This is a genomic window from Pseudomonas sp. B21128 (assembly GCF_044218865.1).
Taxonomy (GTDB): domain Bacteria; phylum Pseudomonadota; class Gammaproteobacteria; order Pseudomonadales; family Pseudomonadaceae; genus Aquipseudomonas; species Aquipseudomonas iridis.
In genome coordinates this window covers 5042947-5058807 of sequence record NZ_CP162590.1, presented here as the reverse complement: position 1 = coordinate 5058807, position 15861 = coordinate 5042947, and the positions used below count along the sequence as shown (strand labels likewise).

The following is a 15861-nucleotide window of genomic DNA, read 5'->3' as shown; positions in this document are numbered from 1 at the left end:
AAACTTCTTAAATAGGGGAAGAGCCTTCAAGCTCTTCCCCTATTTTGTATCTGGAGTCTGTACATGGAAAACCTGGATGCGCTGGTCTCTCAAGCACTAGAGGCTGTGCAAAGCGCTGAAGATATCAATGCCCTGGAGCAAATCCGGGTTCAATACCTTGGCAAAAAGGGTGAATTGACTCAGGTGATGAAGACCCTGGGGAATTTGCCGGCAGAAGAGCGTCCGCAAGTCGGCGCCCTGATCAACGTTGCCAAGGAACGTGTTACAGGCGTTCTCAATGCGCGCATGGCCCTGTTTGAAGAAGCCGAACTGGCTGCCAAACTGTCTGCCGAGTCCATTGACGTGACGCTGCCGGGCCGTGGCCAGACCTCTGGTGGTCTGCATCCGGTTACCCGGACTCTGGAACGTGTTGAACAGTTCTTCACTCGCATTGGCTACGGCATTGCCGAAGGCCCCGAGGTCGAAGACGACTACCACAACTTTGAAGCGCTCAACATCCCAGGCCATCACCCGGCCCGGTCGATGCATGACACCTTCTATTTCAACGCCAACATGCTGCTGCGCACCCATACCTCGCCGGTACAGGTCCGCACCATGGAATCGAAACAGCCGCCCATCCGCATTGTCTGCCCAGGCCGTGTGTACCGCAGCGACTCCGATATCACCCACTCGCCGATGTTCCACCAGGTCGAAGGCCTGCTGGTCGATCGCGACATCAATTTTGCCGATCTCAAAGGCACCATCGAAGAATTCCTCAGGGTGTTTTTCGAGAAAGAACTGGCCGTACGTTTCCGTCCTTCGTACTTCCCGTTCACCGAGCCATCCGCTGAAGTCGACATGGAGTGCGTGATGTGCAGCGGTAAAGGCTGCCGTGTCTGCAAGCAGACTGGCTGGCTGGAAGTGATGGGTTGCGGCATGGTTCATCCGAACGTGTTGCGTATGTCCGGCATCGACCCGGAAGAGTTCTCCGGCTTTGCCTTCGGCATGGGCGTCGAGCGTCTGGCCATGCTCCGTTACGGCGTGAACGACTTGCGTCTGTTCTTCGACAACGACTTGCGGTTCCTCGCGCAATTTCGCTAGTCGTAACGAATTCTTAGGAGAGCAGGATGAAATTCAGTGAACAATGGCTGCGTGGCTGGGTTAGCCCGCAGGTAGATCGTGACGAGCTGGTGGCTCGTCTGTCGATGGCCGGTCTTGAGGTCGATAGCGTTACGCCGGCCGCCGGCGTATTCAGTGGCGTGGTCGTGGGCGAGGTGTTGAGCACCGAGCAACACCCCGATGCCGACAAATTGCGCGTTTGCCAGGTCAGCAATGGCGCGGAAACCTTTCAGGTAGTTTGCGGCGCGCCAAACGTGCGCCCGGGCCTGAAGATCCCGTTCGCGATGATTGGTGCCGAGCTGCCGGGCGACTTCAAGATCAAGAAGGCCAAGCTGCGCGGCGTCGAGTCCAACGGCATGCTGTGTTCGCAAGCCGAATTGCAAGTCGGTGAAGGCAACGACGGCTTGATGGAACTGCCGGCCGATGCCCCGGTGGGCGAAGATTTTCGGGTGTATCTGGATCTGGAAGACGCCAGTATCGAGGTCGATCTGACCCCGAACCGTGGCGACTGCTTGTCCCTGGCTGGTCTGGCACGTGAAGTTGGCGCGCTGTATGCCGCTCCAGTCACCCGTCCAGCGGTGCTTGCCGTTCCTGCCGTGCACGACGAAGTGCGTTCAGTAGAGGTGCTGGCGCCGGCCGCATGCCCGCGTTATCTGGGGCGTGTGATCCGTAACGTCGATCTGTCCAAGCCAACGCCGCTGTGGATGGTTGAACGTCTGCGTCGCGCTGACGTGCGCAGCATCGACGCCGCCGTCGACATCACCAACTACGTCATGCTTGAGCTGGGCCAGCCGCTGCACGCGTTCGATCTCGCCGAGATCAATGGTGGCATCCGCGTGCGTATGGCTGAAGAGGGCGAGAAGCTGGTGCTGCTCGACGGTCAGGAAGTCAGTCTGCGTAGCGATACGCTGGTGATCGCTGACCATACGCGTGCTCTGGCAATTGCTGGTGTGATGGGTGGCGAACACAGCGGTGTCTCTTCGACCACTCGCGATGTCTTCCTTGAGTCCGCGTTTTTTGATCAGATCGCAGTCGCTGGCAAGGCTCGTTCATACGGCCTGCACACTGACGCGTCGCATCGCTACGAGCGTGGCGTCGACTGGCAGTTGGCTCGTGAAGCCATGGAGCGTGCCACTGGCCTGCTGCTGGAAATCACTGGCGGTGAAGCCGGCCCGATCATCGAGACCGTCAGCGAGCAGCATCTGCCGTCGATCGCGCCGATCACCTTGCGTGCGCAGCGCATCACCCAGATGCTCGGCATGGAAATGGATTCGGCGCAGGTCGAGCGTCTGCTCAGCGCCTTGGGTCTGAGCATTTCTGCTGATGGAGCAGGGCAGTGGCGCGTAGAAGTGCCAAGCCATCGCTTCGACATCAGCCTGGAAGTTGATCTGATCGAAGAGTTGGCCCGTCTGTACGGTTACAACCGTTTGCCCGTTCGTTACCCGCAAGCGCGCCTGGCGCCACAAGCCAAGGCTGAAGCGCGTAGCGATCTGCCGGAACTGCGCCGCTTGCTGGTCGCGCGCGGTTATCAGGAAGCAATCACTTACAGCTTCATCGATCCACGGCAGTTCGAACTGTTCAACCCGGGCGTCGAGCCGCTGTTGCTGGCCAATCCGATCTCCAACGACATGGCTGCCATGCGTTCTTCGTTGTGGCCAGGTCTGGTCAAGGCGCTGCAGCACAACCTGAACCGCCAGCAAGATCGCGTGCGTCTGTTCGAAAGCGGTCTGCGCTTCGTCGGTCAGCTCGAAGGTCTGAAGCAAGAGCCGATGCTGTCCGGTGTTGTCTGCGGTAGTCGTCTGCCGGAAGGCTGGGCGCAAGGTCGCGACACCATCGACTTCTTCGACGTCAAGGCTGACGTGGAAGCGGTGCTGGGCTTTGCCGGTGCACTGGATTCGTTCACTTTCGCTCCGGGCAAACACCCGGCGCTGCACCCGGGTCAAACCGCGCGCATTGAACGGGAAGGGCGTGAAGTCGGTTTCATCGGCGCCATTCACCCGGAATTATCGAAAGCGTTGGGCCTGGACCGCCCGGTCTTCGTTTTCGAACTGGTTCTGGCTGAAGTGGCACTCGGTAAAATGCCGAAATTCCACGAGTTGTCGCGCTTTCCTGAAGTGCGTCGTGACCTTGCACTGATCGCGCATAAAGACGTCGCAGCCTCGGCTGTACTGGACGTAATCCGTGAAAATGCAGGCGAATGGCTCACAGATCTCAGGCTGTTTGACGTATATCAGGGTAAAGGTATTGATCCTGATAGAAAAAGCCTTGCAGTTGGCTTGACCTGGCAGCATCCATCGCGCACTCTTAATGACGATGAGGTGAATTCGACGACGCAAAATATCCTCACCTCGCTCGAACAAAGGTTGAACGCCACGTTAAGGAAGTGACGTATGGGGGCTTTGACGAAAGCTGAGATGGCGGAACGTCTATATGAAGAGCTGGGCCTGAACAAGCGGGAAGCCAAGGAATTGGTCGAACTCTTTTTCGAGGAAATCAGGCACGCTCTTGAAGACAACGAGCAGGTTAAATTGTCCGGTTTCGGCAATTTCGACCTTCGGGACAAACGCCAGCGGCCTGGCCGCAACCCGAAAACGGGGGAAGAAATCCCGATCACGGCTCGCCGTGTGGTCACCTTTCGTCCAGGGCAGAAGTTGAAGGCCCGAGTTGAGGCTTATGCTGGAACCAAGTCATAACGACGAACTACCCGTTATCCCGGGCAAACGCTACTTCACCATTGGTGAAGTCAGCGAGCTGTGTGCCGTAAAGCCACACGTGCTGCGCTACTGGGAGCAGGAGTTTCCTCAGCTCAACCCCGTCAAACGCCGCGGGAACCGCCGGTATTATCAGCGCCAGGACGTGCTGATGATCCGGCAAATCCGCGCGCTCCTTTACGATCAAGGGTTCACCATCGGGGGCGCACGCTTGCGTCTGTCCGGCGATGAAGCCAAAGACGACACCACCCAATACAAGCAAATGATCCGCCAGATGATCGCCGAACTCGAAGATGTGCTGGTGGTGCTCAAGAAATAAAAAGCTGCGTTTGAATACTTCCAGTTTTCAAATGCTTGCGATATATTCTTGAGCGTTCTTCGAGGTGAAGAACGAGATGCAGAACCAGTCGGGGCGTAGCGCAGTCCGGTAGCGCACTAGCATGGGGTGCTAGGGGTCGAGTGTTCGAATCACTCCGTCCCGACCATATATTTCAATGACTTAGCCCAACTTTCGCGAGTTGGGCTTTTTCATGCGTAGGGACTTTTGCGGGGGTTCATCCCGTTTTTCTCCTCAAGATGGTCAGAGCCGGTCCTCGCGAATCGGTGGCCGACACTTTATTTGCCGCCTCAATCAACTGCTCAAGCTCTGCGGTAGAATAGTGGCTCGTAACGCTGCCATTCTTGTGCCCCAAGAGCGCCTTCCGATCCTCCAGTGTCACGCCCGCTGCACGAAGCCTTCTGCCAAAGGTGTGTTTGAGGTCGTGAATCCTGATCGATCTGAACCCAGGGTGTGCCGGTGACTTTTGTTCCATTTCCCACTTCGCCGCCGCTCTCACCCTGGCCTTCTTCCACGCTGTGTCATTCATCCGGTGCATCGGGGTTGGTCCGTACTCGTCCGACTGCCCATACGGGAAGACATACTTCGAATGCAGGCCGCGTTGTCCATCGATGACCGACATCGCCACCTTGTTCAGCACCACCAGCCTTTCATCGCCATTCTTCACGCCAGACTTTTCACTCCTCCCGCCAAAGTCAGCAGGAATCAGGAACACACTCGTTCCCAGTTCCGGCACTCGGATTTCCCAATCCCACTGAAGCTTGCAGACTTCCTGCTCCCGGCAACCCGTGTTCACCTTGTAGAGCGACATCCTCAACAGGTGGTCAGGGATTTCCGAGAACAACATCGACTGCTCTGCCCATGACATGGGGTAGGGCTTCCTGCTCGACTTCCTTTCCTCCAGCATCGAGATCATCGGCACGCTATCCAGCCACGGCCGTTTCTCTGCGTCTCGCCACTTCCTGTGGCACAGGTTCAAGATCCGAACGATTCGCTGTAAGGCGATGTTCACCGTGCGGTTCGAGACACCTGGCTTCACCTTCCCCTTTTCGTTCTTCGTCGGCTTTTGCCTGTCGCGCTTGAAAGCCGCCAGTGTTCCGTCATCTATATGGGTGATCGGTAGATCCCCGATGTACGGATCCAGCTGTTCAATGTGTGATGCTGACAGGCCAATCGACGCCTGATCCTTGAACTCCACCAGGAACCGCGTCGCTGCCTCACGCCAGGTTCGCACCTGGCGCACACCGTAGACCTTTTCCTGCCTGAGCTTTTCCAGCCGGTGAATCAGGTACTGCTCCGCTTCCTGCCTTTCGCTTGCTCCAGTGCTTTCCTGAAGTCGCTGACCTCTGACGACCTTGTCGATGTGCCAGATTCCGTTTCTCTCGTAGAGACCGGAGATCGTTTTTCGCGCCATTTATTGACTCCTTGGCGCCCACTGCGGGGCTGATTGTTGTCCTGATTGGCCGCTTTATCAATTGCCATGGACTCGACGTAGGCGTCTGCCCACTGGTCCAACTCGATCCGGTCGAAGCCGACGCCCTGCTTCCCGATCGGGAATTCGCGTACGTTCGGCCGGACTGTTTTGTTGAATTCGTCCCGGCACATGCCGAGGTAGCCGTATGCCTCGCCGGCGCGAATGAAGCGCGGGAGGATTGGCGCGACCTGGGCCGCGCTGCGATTTGACATATGGATGCTCCATGCCGCGCGTGGCGGCAGAAGGTGGTGAAGGGTTAATCCGTTTGGTACCAGACGCCGCAATCAACGCATTCGGCTATGAGGGATTTGTACATGGCCTGCACGCCGGCGTAGCGCCGATTGCCTTGGCCATCAAAGGGTGCGCCGAGGTGGAAGGCGCGGACGTGGTAGGTGCTGGCTGACTGCATGTACCCGTGAAGGCCGGCATCGTGCAGCGTCTTCTCGCGAAGGCGGCTGACGCGCAGATAAACGCGATCAAGGTTCGCGCTGCCGCCATCGTCCGGAGCGGCTGCTGCTGCGGCTTTACCTGCTTCGATCGCGCGCGCGACCGCCGCTACCAGCTTCGGCAACTGATCTTTGGTCATGAAAATTCCTCGCCCGCCGTACACGGCAGGCCGTTGAGTAGGGGGAGGGGTTACTGCTGGGCGCGGCGCTGGAAGTCAGTGCAGCGCACGATCACTGTCTGGCCGTCGTTCGAAAGCGGCGGCATGGTGCTGAAGGGGAGGTGGCTGCAATCGCGGTGGGCGTGGGCACAGGTGGCGCACATGCCGCCTTTGGGTTGGTGGTTCATCGCCACGGCCCTCGGTAGATGTGCTGGAGCATGAACAGGGTGGCGAGGATCATAGTAGGTGCGCTCCTGCTTCGAGTAGGCCGTCGCGGTCTTGGCGCAATGCGTCGTTCTCGGCAATCAGTGCCAGCACCGCCTCGGGCGAGCACTCCTTGAGAAACTGCTCATCACGTTGCAATAAGCCGGCATCTTCGATCATGCCTGCCCAGCCGTGCGAGCGAATGACCTCGTCGCGGCAGCCTTCGGCCAGCTCTTTGAGTTTTGAATGGTCGCTCATGAGGTCACCGCTGCAACAGAGAGGAAGATCAAGCCCCAGAGGCAGACGCTTATGGCTGCTGCTTTGAGCATCATGGCGTCACCTGCTTGATGTGGGAGTCGACCCATTTGCGCATCCGCTGCCAGCGCTGCTCGGGCGTTTCATTCCAGCCGCACTCGTCGTTCTCAAATACGACCTCGGCGGCCATTGCCTCCGCGATCCCGAAAGCCTGCGACACGCTTTCACGGCAATGGGCGTCGATGCTCGCCATGTCCAGGCCACGCTTGGCACCGAGGACGCCCAACGTGCAGAACTGGCCGTCGGCTTCGAGCGTGTCTGTTACCAGCCGCTTGTCCGGCATCGCATCCATTGCGTCCCGCAGTTCGACCAGAAACGCTTGGCCGCGCTTCCCGCTCAGCGCCGACTTCACGGCGCCCCGCCAGCAGATCAGATCCCATCCGCCGCAATCGTCGCTGTATCCGCTACGGCTCATGACCTTCTCCCAATTTCAGCGGCAGCCTCTACGATTGCGCGGCGCGTCGCTGCGAACGGATCGGCGTGGTGGTACATGGTGTGCTCACCGAACTTCTCGGCATCCACGTAGGTATATGGCCCTGTGTCCCCGTCGAAAGGCTCAACGATGTGGATGGCCACTCCCAGTCGCTCCATTCGCCCCATAACTACTGCCAAGCGCAGGGCATCCCCGTCGTTGATGAGCGGGTTCCAGTGCCCACGGACGCCGGACTTGCCAGCCAGCCGGAAAGGCCACTTTGGATCGCTGCAGGTGCACGGTTCGATATCGATGCGAGCGGAGTGCGCGGCCTGAATGAGTAACTTGCGGTCAGCCGCTTCCAGATCCTGTTTGTTTTCTTCAGACATGACTTCGTCCTTGCCGCTATAGCGGCTGACTTTGAAGGGGGAGGGGGTAGCGACACTTAACCGGTGATCGCTGCGGAATTACTTGTACAGGTATATGGTGTTTGTATAAGAACCTGTCAAACTTCAGCTAGGAGAATCGCGCTTCAAAACCTGCCCGCTACGCCGCGATCGCACTTTCGAGAACTACCATGACTTCGAATGACGACTTCAGATTTCAATCGCACGCTCTTCTTGTAGAGCTCGACGCTGCAACAACCCAATTGATGATGCTAGTAGTAACCGGTGAACTCTCAGGATGCGCCTGGGATGAAGCGTTCGCCCGGCAAAGCGCCGCCTACGCCGCATGGTTGAAAGCGGCAACCGGAGTGAGCGTTGACCCGATGCCGGTCCTTGATGGGCGCCCACTTGATCGCGAGAACCCGACTGTAGAGTGAGGGATGGCTTTTTGCCTCAATAGGCGAAGCGGCCCATATCGTCGAAAATCACTGTCCTGCCAACGGGTGCCTATAGGAAGAGGACATGTCCCACAACAGCCTGGATAGGCCAATCGCCCACGAATATCGAGGGCATGAAGTGATCATCAAATTCGACTGGGACAAGCCGAACGACGAAGCCCCCGTGGGTGCTCATGTCATTGAGGCCAGCGAAGTACCAGGTTTTGCCAACACTGTTGCCGATCTCTCTGGCCCGTGGGAGGACTATCAAAGCGCGCTGGCGGAGGCGCTGGCCACTGCTGAGCGATGGGTCGACAGTCAGTTGCCTTGATTCAAGCTGCTAGCTGCTCCAGCGGTTGTTGACGCAGCGCAGCCTGTACTGCCTCAACCACCCGGCGCAGGTAGTTGAATTCGTGATTCTCCTCGACCGCCTTGTCGCCAACCGGGTAGTGCCACTCATCTCCAAACAGCTCAGTCAGTAGCCTGTCGTGATGCCAGCACTCGTTTGGCGACTCCACGCTTCGCAGAACGTCGATGTCGTGCCAGAGCTCGCGCGCCTCATCCTTGCTCAGCTCATCCAGCTCCCAGTCATGTAGGCCGGTCTGTTGTCGGCGGCGCTGAACGATGCACTTCTTGGCCAGAGCGTGGAGGGCGTGACCGCTGAACACGGTGGGGCTGATCCCGCTATCTAGGCAGTTGAGGATGTAATGCCAGTCGCAGTCGGCGACAAACTCCGCGACGGTGCGCGGGCCCATGCCACCCCAGTAGGCGTTCCAGCTGTTGTCCCAGCAGTTGATCGTGATCTTGCCCTGGGCGGTCTGATAGCTCGGGTCGGATTCAGTAGGGCAGTCGCGGCGGCCGAAGTCCTCGAGGAACACGGTAATCGGGTCAAGCCGCGGTGCGCCGGTGATTACCAGCTTGGTCACAGTCGAGCTCTCAACCTTCAGCGGCTCGACCTTTTTTTTTCTGTGGGCATGGGGATACCTCGGACTATAAATATGGCAAAGTGCCTGTTTTTCGGAGGTGAGTAGCGATGGACGCGATGATGTTGTGGTTTTATTCGATCCCTGAGATAAAACTAAATACAGGGACAGATTGGCTGGCTCTTGCAGGTGTAGTTCTAACAGGTGCGATTGTTGCTATTGGTGCATGGACAACCATAAAGAACTTCAAGGCCTCAACTGACTCACAAGAGCGAATAGCTGAACGAAATGCTGCAGAGCAACTGGAACACAGCAAAGCCCAAAATGTCGCAAAAAACCGGCAGGAATGGATTAATAGTCTTCGTATGTCTGTTTCCGAATTCATTTCGGCATGTTATGAAATCCGCGCACTCCAGAAAATTTCTCAGAAAAACTACAATATGAAGCCGGAGTGTTTTGAGGATGAGATGGATCTTGAGAGGCATGAGTTGGAGATACAATCCAGGCTCATTCGTGCCCAGGGTGAGGCCAAGAAGCAATTAGCCCTAGTGGAACTCTATATTAACCCCAGTGAACATGAGTCCCGCGAATTGGTGAGGATGGCTCACATCTTTTACGAAAGTGCTGGTGATCAAAATTTCAAAATTTCTTGGGAGGCTGATACGTTAATAAAGGTCTCACAGGAGATTTTGAAAACCGAATGGGAACGAGTGAAGAAGATGGTCTAGATTAGTCGCCGCAAAGCAGTCAATATCTTCATTGATAAAATCAAAATCCGTCTGTCGGGATCGTTGCTCGGCAGGCCAGCCTATCGTTTTGTAGGCAGCGCGATCCTGACGGAACACCTGGCCGAACTGTTCTTCGTTACCTGACCACCAGATCACCCGTGACGGGTCGTCCATGATGGTCTTGGATCAGCTTTCCTTCGTTCTTCTTCCAGCACAGGTCGCATTTACCGAAGTCTGAATCCATTCCAAGATCGAAGGGCTGGGCCAGCCAGAACACCCCGACGTCCTCCTTGGTGATGCCGGCCGTGTAGGACGGACAAACGTTGTCCCAGCGGGTGCCCCCTCGATCATTGGCGGCCATCATTCGGTGGTATCGCTTCGGCTCGTCGTACCGGATCCCGACGACGCAGTCCCACTCGGTGTAGCCCAGGGCACGCATGTGCTTCTCGCCGATCTTCACCTTCAGGTATGCCGTGCACATGTTGTTCGAGAAGTTCGGAAGCACCGGCGGCAGGTTTTTCTCTGCCTTCCGGTATGCGGCGTAATACTCGAGCATCATGGTGAAGGGCTCGCCGTTGCGGCTTGCTGTTTCGAAGTCGACCAGTTTGTACCAGGGGGCGTCGTCAGGCTGCCCATAAACCCGGCACCACTCCATCCATACGATGTTCACGTTCCAACGCTTGGCGATCTGGTCGATGAAGACCAGCGTTTCCTCGCGCTCCTTGCCGGTGTTCTGGAAAAATAAGTGCACGTCTTCCGGTAGGGCGCCGCCATGCGCTTCGAGAATTTTGTAGACCATGTGCCCGCTGGTGCGACCACCGCTGATGCCGATCTGGGCAGGACCCGTGATCAGATAGGGATTCATAACTGCTCCAGACAGCCGATTGCCTCGCCGGCTGGCGTGATTCGTTGAATTGGGGTATTTGTGTTCGGCCCGGCATGGAGCCGGATTAAGGAGATGCAATGAAACTCAATGACGAATTCGAGCCAAAATGCCCAGGCTGCAAGTCTAATCCGGCAAATTTCGGTGCAACGCAGGTGATTGTAGATCGCGCAGACAAACCCATCACTCTTCTTTCCTGCGTTGGTTGCGGACATGTTCTGGGAGCGTTCCCAGAAAGTTCGCACCAAGAATCTGCCTTAAAAGCCGGGGCTGTAGCGGCCAAATCACCTTGCTGCGGCTCTGAGAAGTTTGTCGCATATCTCGACCGGCACAGTTCCGGCTTAAAGGACCAGCCAGCACTGATCCTTTGCGGTGAGTGCGAGACCACAGTAACAGCAACCCTGGCAGCAACTTCTGTTTGGAATGATATTTAAGCTAGCACCCGCTTCCGGAGGATGAAGCGAGCCGGATGAGTTATGAAGGTCTTTCGATTTCGATTTCGTCTTCAGGCTCAGGCGGGTCGTCGGCGAGGGACTTCAAGCCGGCAGCCTCAATAAGTCGCGACACCTTTTCGGTAACAACATAAGGTGTCGTGACACAGCGCAGCATCTTGGCCTGGGTTTCGAAGTCTGCGGCGATCAGGTTCATCAGGAGCAGCTGGTAAATCTCCTGCTGGTTGTTGATGCCGTGGGCCTTCATGACTGCCTTCAGGTCAGCCTTGAACACGCCAGCCACTTCAACCGTAAACTTCTCGACGCCCAATGCAGCGTCCTTTGCTGCAGCCTTCTCGCGCTTCCTGCGCTGCTTGATGGCTTCCGCTGTCGGTTGCGGCTCTTCCGTCGGGAGCTGCTGTTCTTCGGCCATGGCCTACCTCTTCAATTCCGCTGGCCGGAAAGTCCAGCCAGGTCTGTCGGCGGCGCTGGTGCGCCCGGTTGATGGTTCGTTTCATCGAAATGCAGGCTTCAGCTTCGGGAAGTCGATCTCGTTGTCCCGGGTGATCCGGTCGAGCATGTTGTAACTGATCGCCAGAGCCTTGCAGCACTGGCTCCGGTTCATGCCGCCGGCGATGCATTCATTGATCTGAGCGACCAATCGCGCTTCCAAATCTGGCGGCGCTTTGTTCGGCGCGGTGCCGATTTTCTGCCGAACTTGGAACTTGATGGCGTGCTTGGTGGCGATCGCCTTCAGCGTCGCCAGCGCAATTCCTTCCCGCTCGCAGATCTCGCTCCGGGTCAGCGTCTTGGCCATTTCACGGATTCGCGCAACGCGAGCGGTCGTTGCGTCCTTCACCTTCGGTCGCTGAAAGCTTGGCGGGTGCTTCCGCTCGGAGGTGCTGGTGAACTTGATCGGCGCCGGTTCCGGCTCTTGGATCTTTCCGCCCGCGGCCAGGTACTGGGCAATCTGAGCGGAAAGGTCGTTTGCGTCCTGACGCCGCCGCTCGACGTCGTTGAGGTGGTTGCTGATCATGCTCAAGCTCCTAATCTATGGGCCTGTGCCCGCGCTTTGTCCGCGACCTCATCAACCATGCGGTTTAGTTCCAGATTGAATTGGACAAGCTCTCTGTGAAGGTTGGCGATGTAGTCTTCGTCGCGGTAAATCGTTTCGATGTAGAGCTGACATTCCTCGTCTTGGCGAGAATCGAAGGACAGAAAGTCCCACCATTGCCTGCCCGTTACGAACATGCAGCCCTGAATCTGCGGCATATGTTCCTCGGGCATGCCCTCCAGCCAGGTCCTGACGTGGATCGCTTCATTGAAAGGGCACTTTGATTCGGTACCACCGTCGTCGTTGACTAGGCCGTCTGGCGAGCAGCCGAGCCAGTCATACTTCGGGTGAACGATGAATTCCGACGGCACAACAATGTTCCCTGTCAGCATCTCGTAGGCGTCTTGAGCCTTCTGTTCTTCCGTGTGGCCCCACTTCATGGAGGCGCTGCTGACGTTGTGCTTGGACTTCTTCGCCAGTCGTTCGAAGCACAACTCGCGCATGTAAGAGGTGCGCGCGCCCATCGGCTCGCGCTTTCCATTTTTGTCAGGCTTCCCCCAAGCGATCACGTCTTTGAATCGACTGGCCGTCACGCGACCAGACCGGTCTGAATGCCACTTTTCAGTGCCTTGAAGTTCGGTTCTCACTACGCCGCTTCCTCGACCTGAGACAGATCGTCGCCGGTGCCAGTCATGTCGGTGAAGTCAGCATCAACGGTTGCTGCCATGCTCTTGAGTGCTTCATGACACTCCAAGCCGATCGCCGCGCGCTGCTTAGGCTTGAGAGCTGCCCAAGCTGCCGCATATGCATCGATGTCCTGTCGCTTCGCTACGACCAGCAGGTCAGCGAATACACCGTCGATTTCCGGTGATGGGGATTTCGGTCCAAAGGACACTTCGGCGACGGCAGCGGTGTTTGAGGCTTGCTTCGCAGGGGTGATATCGATTTCGCCACCGTAGGAGTCTTCGAACTCATCGGGTGTGTAAACACCGAGGATGACGTCGGGGCAGAAGAGCCGCGCCCATTTTTTCGTCACCAGATACGCGATTTGTTGTTTTGGATCTTCGGCCCATAGTGTCGAGTTCCGAGTGCGAACCTGAGTGAGCAGAAGTTCCAGAGTGCGAGGTTCATCCTCGCCCTTGAACGTTGCCCAGACCTTGATCCCAAGCCCTTTCTCGTCGTCGAAGCTCCACCCCGGAACGCGGTATTTTTTGAACTCGCCCGTGTCCTCGTCCTTCTTGGTTCGGCTGGTCACTTCGCGCATCTTTCCGATGACGTTTTCCCAGGTGCCGAACCACTCGAAGTTCAAGCGGCCCTTAACTGGCGCCTTGGCAGTGATCACAGCATTGACGAGCTGAGCCTCGTAGCTCAATGCGCCGCCGTTGACGATGAAAGTCTTCTGCGCAACAGCGAATGGGTTCATCTGCCACTGCATCGCTTGAAGCACCACTGCCATGCAGTCGGCTTGATTGCCCTTAAGATGCTTGGGGACTGTTGTCACGCCCTTCGACATCATCAAGGCGAGATCGCTCATCGACTTCATGGTGTTCGGGTCGAGAATGAGCGCTGCCGCGTTGTGGGACGGATCTTGGTAAGTGGCAAGGCCGGTCGGGGCTTGGGTGTCTGAGTCGTTCATTGCGCTCTCCTTGGCCGACGATGTGTTCGTCGACCTTTAGAGGGGAAGGGAAGGGTTAGAAGCGAATTGCACGAAGCCAGGATCGGGCGGTGTCGATGTTTACATCGAAGCCCAGCGCGACGACCTCGACGATGTCTTCGACCGGTGGCGCGGTGGTGGTCTCGTCGTCGAATTCAGCGGCGATCGCCTGCGTGTTGGCAGGTGCGACCTCGACCTTCTCTTCGACCAGCGGCGTTACCGCGGCAATGGTCGGGGCCGGCGCGGCAGCTTGTGCGCGCAGGCGGGCTAGTTCTTCCTGATCACGTTGGTTCTGCTCGTCCTTCAAACGCTGGGCGTCTTGATCACGCTGCAGTTGCTCGCGCTGCCGGTTGAGTTCTGCCTGCTGGTCTGCAATGCGCTGGCGATCTTCTGCTGCGATCCGTTGGCGTTCCTTTTCTGCGTTTTCATCGGCAATCCGTTGCTTCTCGCGCAACTCGTCGAGCTCTTTCTGCTGAGCCGCAAGCTTGGTGGCAGCTTCCTCACGATCAACGGCAGCCCTGTGCAGCGTTTCAAGCTGCTCAATAGCGTTGTCCCGGGCGATGGTGCCTTCCGCTTCGAACTCGGCATATTCCTCTGGCAGGATTACCGACTCTTTGACGTTCTGCAGGACGCTCGCAACATCGGAAGCGCTCCGGCTCGCGTATGCAGCAGCGACTGAACTGAATCGGGTGATCTTTGCCCGGATGGCTTCGACGCGCTCAGCTTCAATGCGCTCGCGTTCTGCCTTGGCATCAGCTACGCGCTTCTCTTCCGCCTTGATGGCTTCGTCGATAGGCGCTTCAATCGCCAGAACTCGATCCTTCAGCGCCTCGCCAAATTCCTTCACCTGGTTGACGCGAGCCTGGGCTTCTTTGACTTTCTGCTGGTAAGGAACGAGGGCAGTCTTTGTGGTGTTTGCCAAGGCGTAGCGCACGTCGCGGATGTCGACCCGCACTTCCTTGGCGTTTGCCAGCCCCTCACTGGTTGAGCAGTCAACGACAAGCTTCCCGTAGCTGGTTTCCAAGCGGACGATCTGTTCCTCATGCGGCCGATACTCGGCGATGTCGGTGACGGCAACTGCAGGAGCAATAGCGTTCTTTGTGCTTCCGGTTTCACTCAGGTCGAGGTCGGCCGATACGGGGGCTTGTTTGGGGTTTGCGGACATGACGATTCCTTGCCGCGCCGAGCGCAGCGTGTGGTGGTTTTGTTTATTGAGTGACGCGATCGGCGAGGGCGCTGAGCAGCATCAAAAGGGTGTAAACGCCGATGGCGGAGAACGATCCGCGCCGAATCAACAGCCGGCGCGCTCGCTGAAGGCTGGTCACCGGAAAACCCGGTAGGTGGTTGAGTGCGGCACTTCGCAGACACCAGACGAATCGCGTGCCGTCGTGTAAGCGGCCATCCCGGCAACGAGGACGGAGGCGAGGATCCAGTAGGCAAGCTTCATGGCCGAGCCCTCACCGCGATGCGACCGCCTTTCATGGTGACCGAGAGGCGCTGCGGGAGGTTGTCGACCAGGTCCTCGCGTTTGCGGCCGATCACCTCGTTGAAGGGGAGACCGAAGCCGAGGATGGCGATGCGGCGCTCAATGTCGTCGAGCTGTTCATCGACCAGCGTTTTTACCGGTGGCGTTGTCATGCGGCTCTCCCTTTTCGGAATTCGTATGCATGGTTCAGTCGTTCGCTGTAATCAGCGTCCTCTGTCGCGCTGATAATGCTTAGCGCGCGGAAAATCATCAGAGCGGTGTTAGCTGAGGACCGGACGGCCACTGCACTGCAATCGGGGTCGGACATGCTTTTGATGTAGCCTTCGAGCATCCCAACGGCCAGATCGTGATTGCCTGCACCGGTATGGCTGGCGGTCACTGGGAGCTGCTGAGCGCTCATTTCAACCCCCAGAATTCACCGTAAGCGACCACTGCTGCCGAGACGCGCTTTGCCCGCGCTTTACGGTCTACGAGTTCCTGAGCGGCCATCAGCGCTTGACGGTGCGTGCGCTTTTGATCAGCAGCTTCGTAGTCGTGGAAGTCTTCAACCTTCGGCGTCTTCGGGCGCCCCCAGTCGTCGTAGCGCCTGTCCCACTCTCGGGCCTGCGCACTGTCTGCATAGCTGGTTGCCATGGTCGCCTCCGTGGTGGCGGGTGTTGATCCAACAAAACTCGGATGCACTCATCCGCTCCGCTGGTTGCCGTTGGGCGCGGAGGGGAGTGCA

General features: G+C 57.6%; 24 protein-coding genes and 1 tRNA gene. 9 read left to right on the top strand and 16 right to left on the bottom strand.

What is annotated here, in order from left to right; translation table 11 throughout:
- The first annotated feature begins 63 nt into the window (after positions 1 to 63).
- From pheS to AB4P91_RS22900, 5 genes are all read left to right on the top strand, one after another.
- Positions 64 to 1080 (top strand): phenylalanine--tRNA ligase subunit alpha, encoded by a 1017-nt coding sequence (pheS, locus tag AB4P91_RS22920; protein ID WP_003226365.1) that lies wholly within the window; start codon positions 64 to 66, stop codon positions 1078 to 1080.
- A gap of 26 nt (positions 1081 to 1106) precedes the next feature.
- Positions 1107 to 3485: a phenylalanine--tRNA ligase subunit beta gene (gene pheT / locus AB4P91_RS22915; protein WP_150594722.1), complete on the top strand. Its 2379-nt coding sequence runs from the start codon at positions 1107 to 1109 to the stop codon at positions 3483 to 3485.
- Between the two features lie 3 nt (positions 3486 to 3488).
- Positions 3489 to 3791: an integration host factor subunit alpha gene (gene ihfA / locus AB4P91_RS22910; RefSeq protein ID WP_002553164.1), complete on the top strand. Its 303-nt coding sequence runs from the start codon at positions 3489 to 3491 to the stop codon at positions 3789 to 3791.
- Complete coding sequence (locus tag AB4P91_RS22905) at positions 3772 to 4128, top strand: MerR family transcriptional regulator (protein WP_003179985.1); 357 nt, start codon at positions 3772 to 3774, stop codon at positions 4126 to 4128. Before ihfA ends, AB4P91_RS22905 begins: the two co-directional genes overlap by 20 nt.
- An 89-nt stretch (positions 4129 to 4217) precedes the next feature.
- Positions 4218 to 4294, top strand: a tRNA-Pro gene (locus tag AB4P91_RS22900).
- A gap of 69 nt (positions 4295 to 4363) precedes the next feature.
- On the opposite strand, the gene AB4P91_RS22895 is transcribed toward AB4P91_RS22900, so the two are convergent.
- The 6 genes from AB4P91_RS22895 to AB4P91_RS22870 all read right to left on the bottom strand — a co-directional run bounded on the left by AB4P91_RS22895 (position 4364) and on the right by AB4P91_RS22870 (position 7544).
- Positions 4364 to 5545, bottom strand: a complete 1182-nt coding sequence (locus AB4P91_RS22895; protein WP_395604998.1) for a tyrosine-type recombinase/integrase — start codon at positions 5543 to 5545, stop codon at positions 4364 to 4366.
- Positions 5431 to 5832 carry a hypothetical protein gene (locus tag AB4P91_RS22890; RefSeq protein WP_224790571.1) on the bottom strand — a complete coding sequence of 134 codons (402 nt, stop codon included), beginning with the start codon at positions 5830 to 5832 and terminating at the stop codon, positions 5431 to 5433. Before AB4P91_RS22890 ends, AB4P91_RS22895 begins: the two co-directional genes overlap by 115 nt.
- 44 nt (positions 5833 to 5876) lie before the next feature.
- Positions 5877 to 6206, bottom strand: a complete 330-nt coding sequence (locus AB4P91_RS22885; protein ID WP_395603781.1) for a hypothetical protein — start codon at positions 6204 to 6206, stop codon at positions 5877 to 5879.
- Positions 6207 to 6461: 255 nt separating this feature from the next.
- The gene (locus AB4P91_RS22880) at positions 6462 to 6686 is read right to left on the bottom strand and encodes a hypothetical protein (RefSeq protein ID WP_395603780.1); all 225 of its coding nucleotides are present in this window, start codon (positions 6684 to 6686) and stop codon (positions 6462 to 6464) included.
- Between the two features lie 70 nt (positions 6687 to 6756).
- Positions 6757 to 7158 carry a hypothetical protein gene (locus AB4P91_RS22875; protein ID WP_395603779.1) on the bottom strand — a complete coding sequence of 134 codons (402 nt, stop codon included), beginning with the start codon at positions 7156 to 7158 and terminating at the stop codon, positions 6757 to 6759.
- Positions 7155 to 7544: a hypothetical protein gene (locus AB4P91_RS22870; protein ID WP_395603778.1), complete on the bottom strand. Its 390-nt coding sequence runs from the start codon at positions 7542 to 7544 to the stop codon at positions 7155 to 7157. Before AB4P91_RS22870 ends, AB4P91_RS22875 begins: the two co-directional genes overlap by 4 nt.
- Before the next feature lie 188 nt (positions 7545 to 7732).
- Here AB4P91_RS22870 and AB4P91_RS22865 point away from each other — a divergent pair, with 188 nt between their 5' ends.
- Together AB4P91_RS22865 and AB4P91_RS22860 are read left to right on the top strand one after the other, a co-directional pair.
- Positions 7733 to 7978: a hypothetical protein gene (locus AB4P91_RS22865; RefSeq protein WP_060766146.1), complete on the top strand. Its 246-nt coding sequence runs from the start codon at positions 7733 to 7735 to the stop codon at positions 7976 to 7978.
- Between the two features lie 85 nt (positions 7979 to 8063).
- A complete protein-coding gene (locus tag AB4P91_RS22860; protein WP_060766145.1) occupies positions 8064 to 8309 on the top strand; it encodes a hypothetical protein in 246 nt (81 codons plus the stop codon).
- A 1-nt stretch (position 8310) separates the two neighbouring features.
- Here AB4P91_RS22860 and AB4P91_RS22855 read toward each other — a convergent pair whose 3' ends face one another.
- Positions 8311 to 8904: a hypothetical protein gene (locus AB4P91_RS22855; protein WP_395603777.1), complete on the bottom strand. Its 594-nt coding sequence runs from the start codon at positions 8902 to 8904 to the stop codon at positions 8311 to 8313.
- 107 nt (positions 8905 to 9011) lie between these two features.
- Here AB4P91_RS22855 and AB4P91_RS22850 point away from each other — a divergent pair, with 107 nt between their 5' ends.
- Positions 9012 to 9629 (top strand): hypothetical protein, encoded by a 618-nt coding sequence (locus AB4P91_RS22850; protein ID WP_395603776.1) that lies wholly within the window; start codon positions 9012 to 9014, stop codon positions 9627 to 9629.
- Between the two features lie 136 nt (positions 9630 to 9765).
- On the opposite strand, the gene AB4P91_RS22845 is transcribed toward AB4P91_RS22850, so the two are convergent.
- On the bottom strand, positions 9766 to 10494 hold the full coding sequence (locus tag AB4P91_RS22845) for a hypothetical protein (protein WP_395603775.1): 729 nt from the start codon (positions 10492 to 10494) through the stop codon (positions 9766 to 9768).
- Positions 10495 to 10592: 98 nt separating this feature from the next.
- On the opposite strand from AB4P91_RS22845, the gene AB4P91_RS22840 reads away from it, so the two are divergent.
- Positions 10593 to 10946 carry a hypothetical protein gene (locus AB4P91_RS22840; RefSeq protein WP_395603774.1) on the top strand — a complete coding sequence of 118 codons (354 nt, stop codon included), beginning with the start codon at positions 10593 to 10595 and terminating at the stop codon, positions 10944 to 10946.
- A 40-nt stretch (positions 10947 to 10986) separates the two neighbouring features.
- On the opposite strand, the gene AB4P91_RS22835 is transcribed toward AB4P91_RS22840, so the two are convergent.
- The 8 genes from AB4P91_RS22835 to AB4P91_RS22800 form a co-directional block, all read right to left on the bottom strand.
- Positions 10987 to 11376: a hypothetical protein gene (locus AB4P91_RS22835; protein WP_395603773.1), complete on the bottom strand. Its 390-nt coding sequence runs from the start codon at positions 11374 to 11376 to the stop codon at positions 10987 to 10989.
- 81 nt (positions 11377 to 11457) lie between these two features.
- Positions 11458 to 11979, bottom strand: coding sequence for a hypothetical protein (locus tag AB4P91_RS22830; RefSeq protein WP_395603772.1), 522 nt, complete (start codon positions 11977 to 11979; stop codon positions 11458 to 11460).
- Positions 11980 to 11981: 2 nt separating this feature from the next.
- Positions 11982 to 12644 carry a lambda exonuclease family protein gene (locus AB4P91_RS22825; protein WP_395603771.1) on the bottom strand — a complete coding sequence of 221 codons (663 nt, stop codon included), beginning with the start codon at positions 12642 to 12644 and terminating at the stop codon, positions 11982 to 11984.
- Entirely contained in the window at positions 12644 to 13633 is a 990-nt protein-coding gene (locus AB4P91_RS22820) for a RecT family recombinase (RefSeq protein WP_395603770.1), read from the bottom strand. The genes AB4P91_RS22825 and AB4P91_RS22820 overlap by 1 nt, the downstream gene beginning before the upstream one ends.
- Positions 13634 to 13688: 55 nt before the next feature.
- Positions 13689 to 14816: a hypothetical protein gene (locus tag AB4P91_RS22815; protein WP_395603769.1), complete on the bottom strand. Its 1128-nt coding sequence runs from the start codon at positions 14814 to 14816 to the stop codon at positions 13689 to 13691.
- A gap of 278 nt (positions 14817 to 15094) precedes the next feature.
- Positions 15095 to 15289, bottom strand: a complete 195-nt coding sequence (locus tag AB4P91_RS22810; protein ID WP_060766136.1) for a hypothetical protein — start codon at positions 15287 to 15289, stop codon at positions 15095 to 15097.
- On the bottom strand, positions 15286 to 15537 hold the full coding sequence (locus AB4P91_RS22805) for a hypothetical protein (RefSeq protein WP_060766135.1): 252 nt from the start codon (positions 15535 to 15537) through the stop codon (positions 15286 to 15288). Before AB4P91_RS22805 ends, AB4P91_RS22810 begins: the two co-directional genes overlap by 4 nt.
- Positions 15534 to 15770, bottom strand: a complete 237-nt coding sequence (locus tag AB4P91_RS22800; protein ID WP_395603768.1) for a hypothetical protein — start codon at positions 15768 to 15770, stop codon at positions 15534 to 15536. The genes AB4P91_RS22805 and AB4P91_RS22800 overlap by 4 nt, the downstream gene beginning before the upstream one ends.
- Between the last annotated feature and the right edge of the window lie 91 nt (positions 15771 to 15861).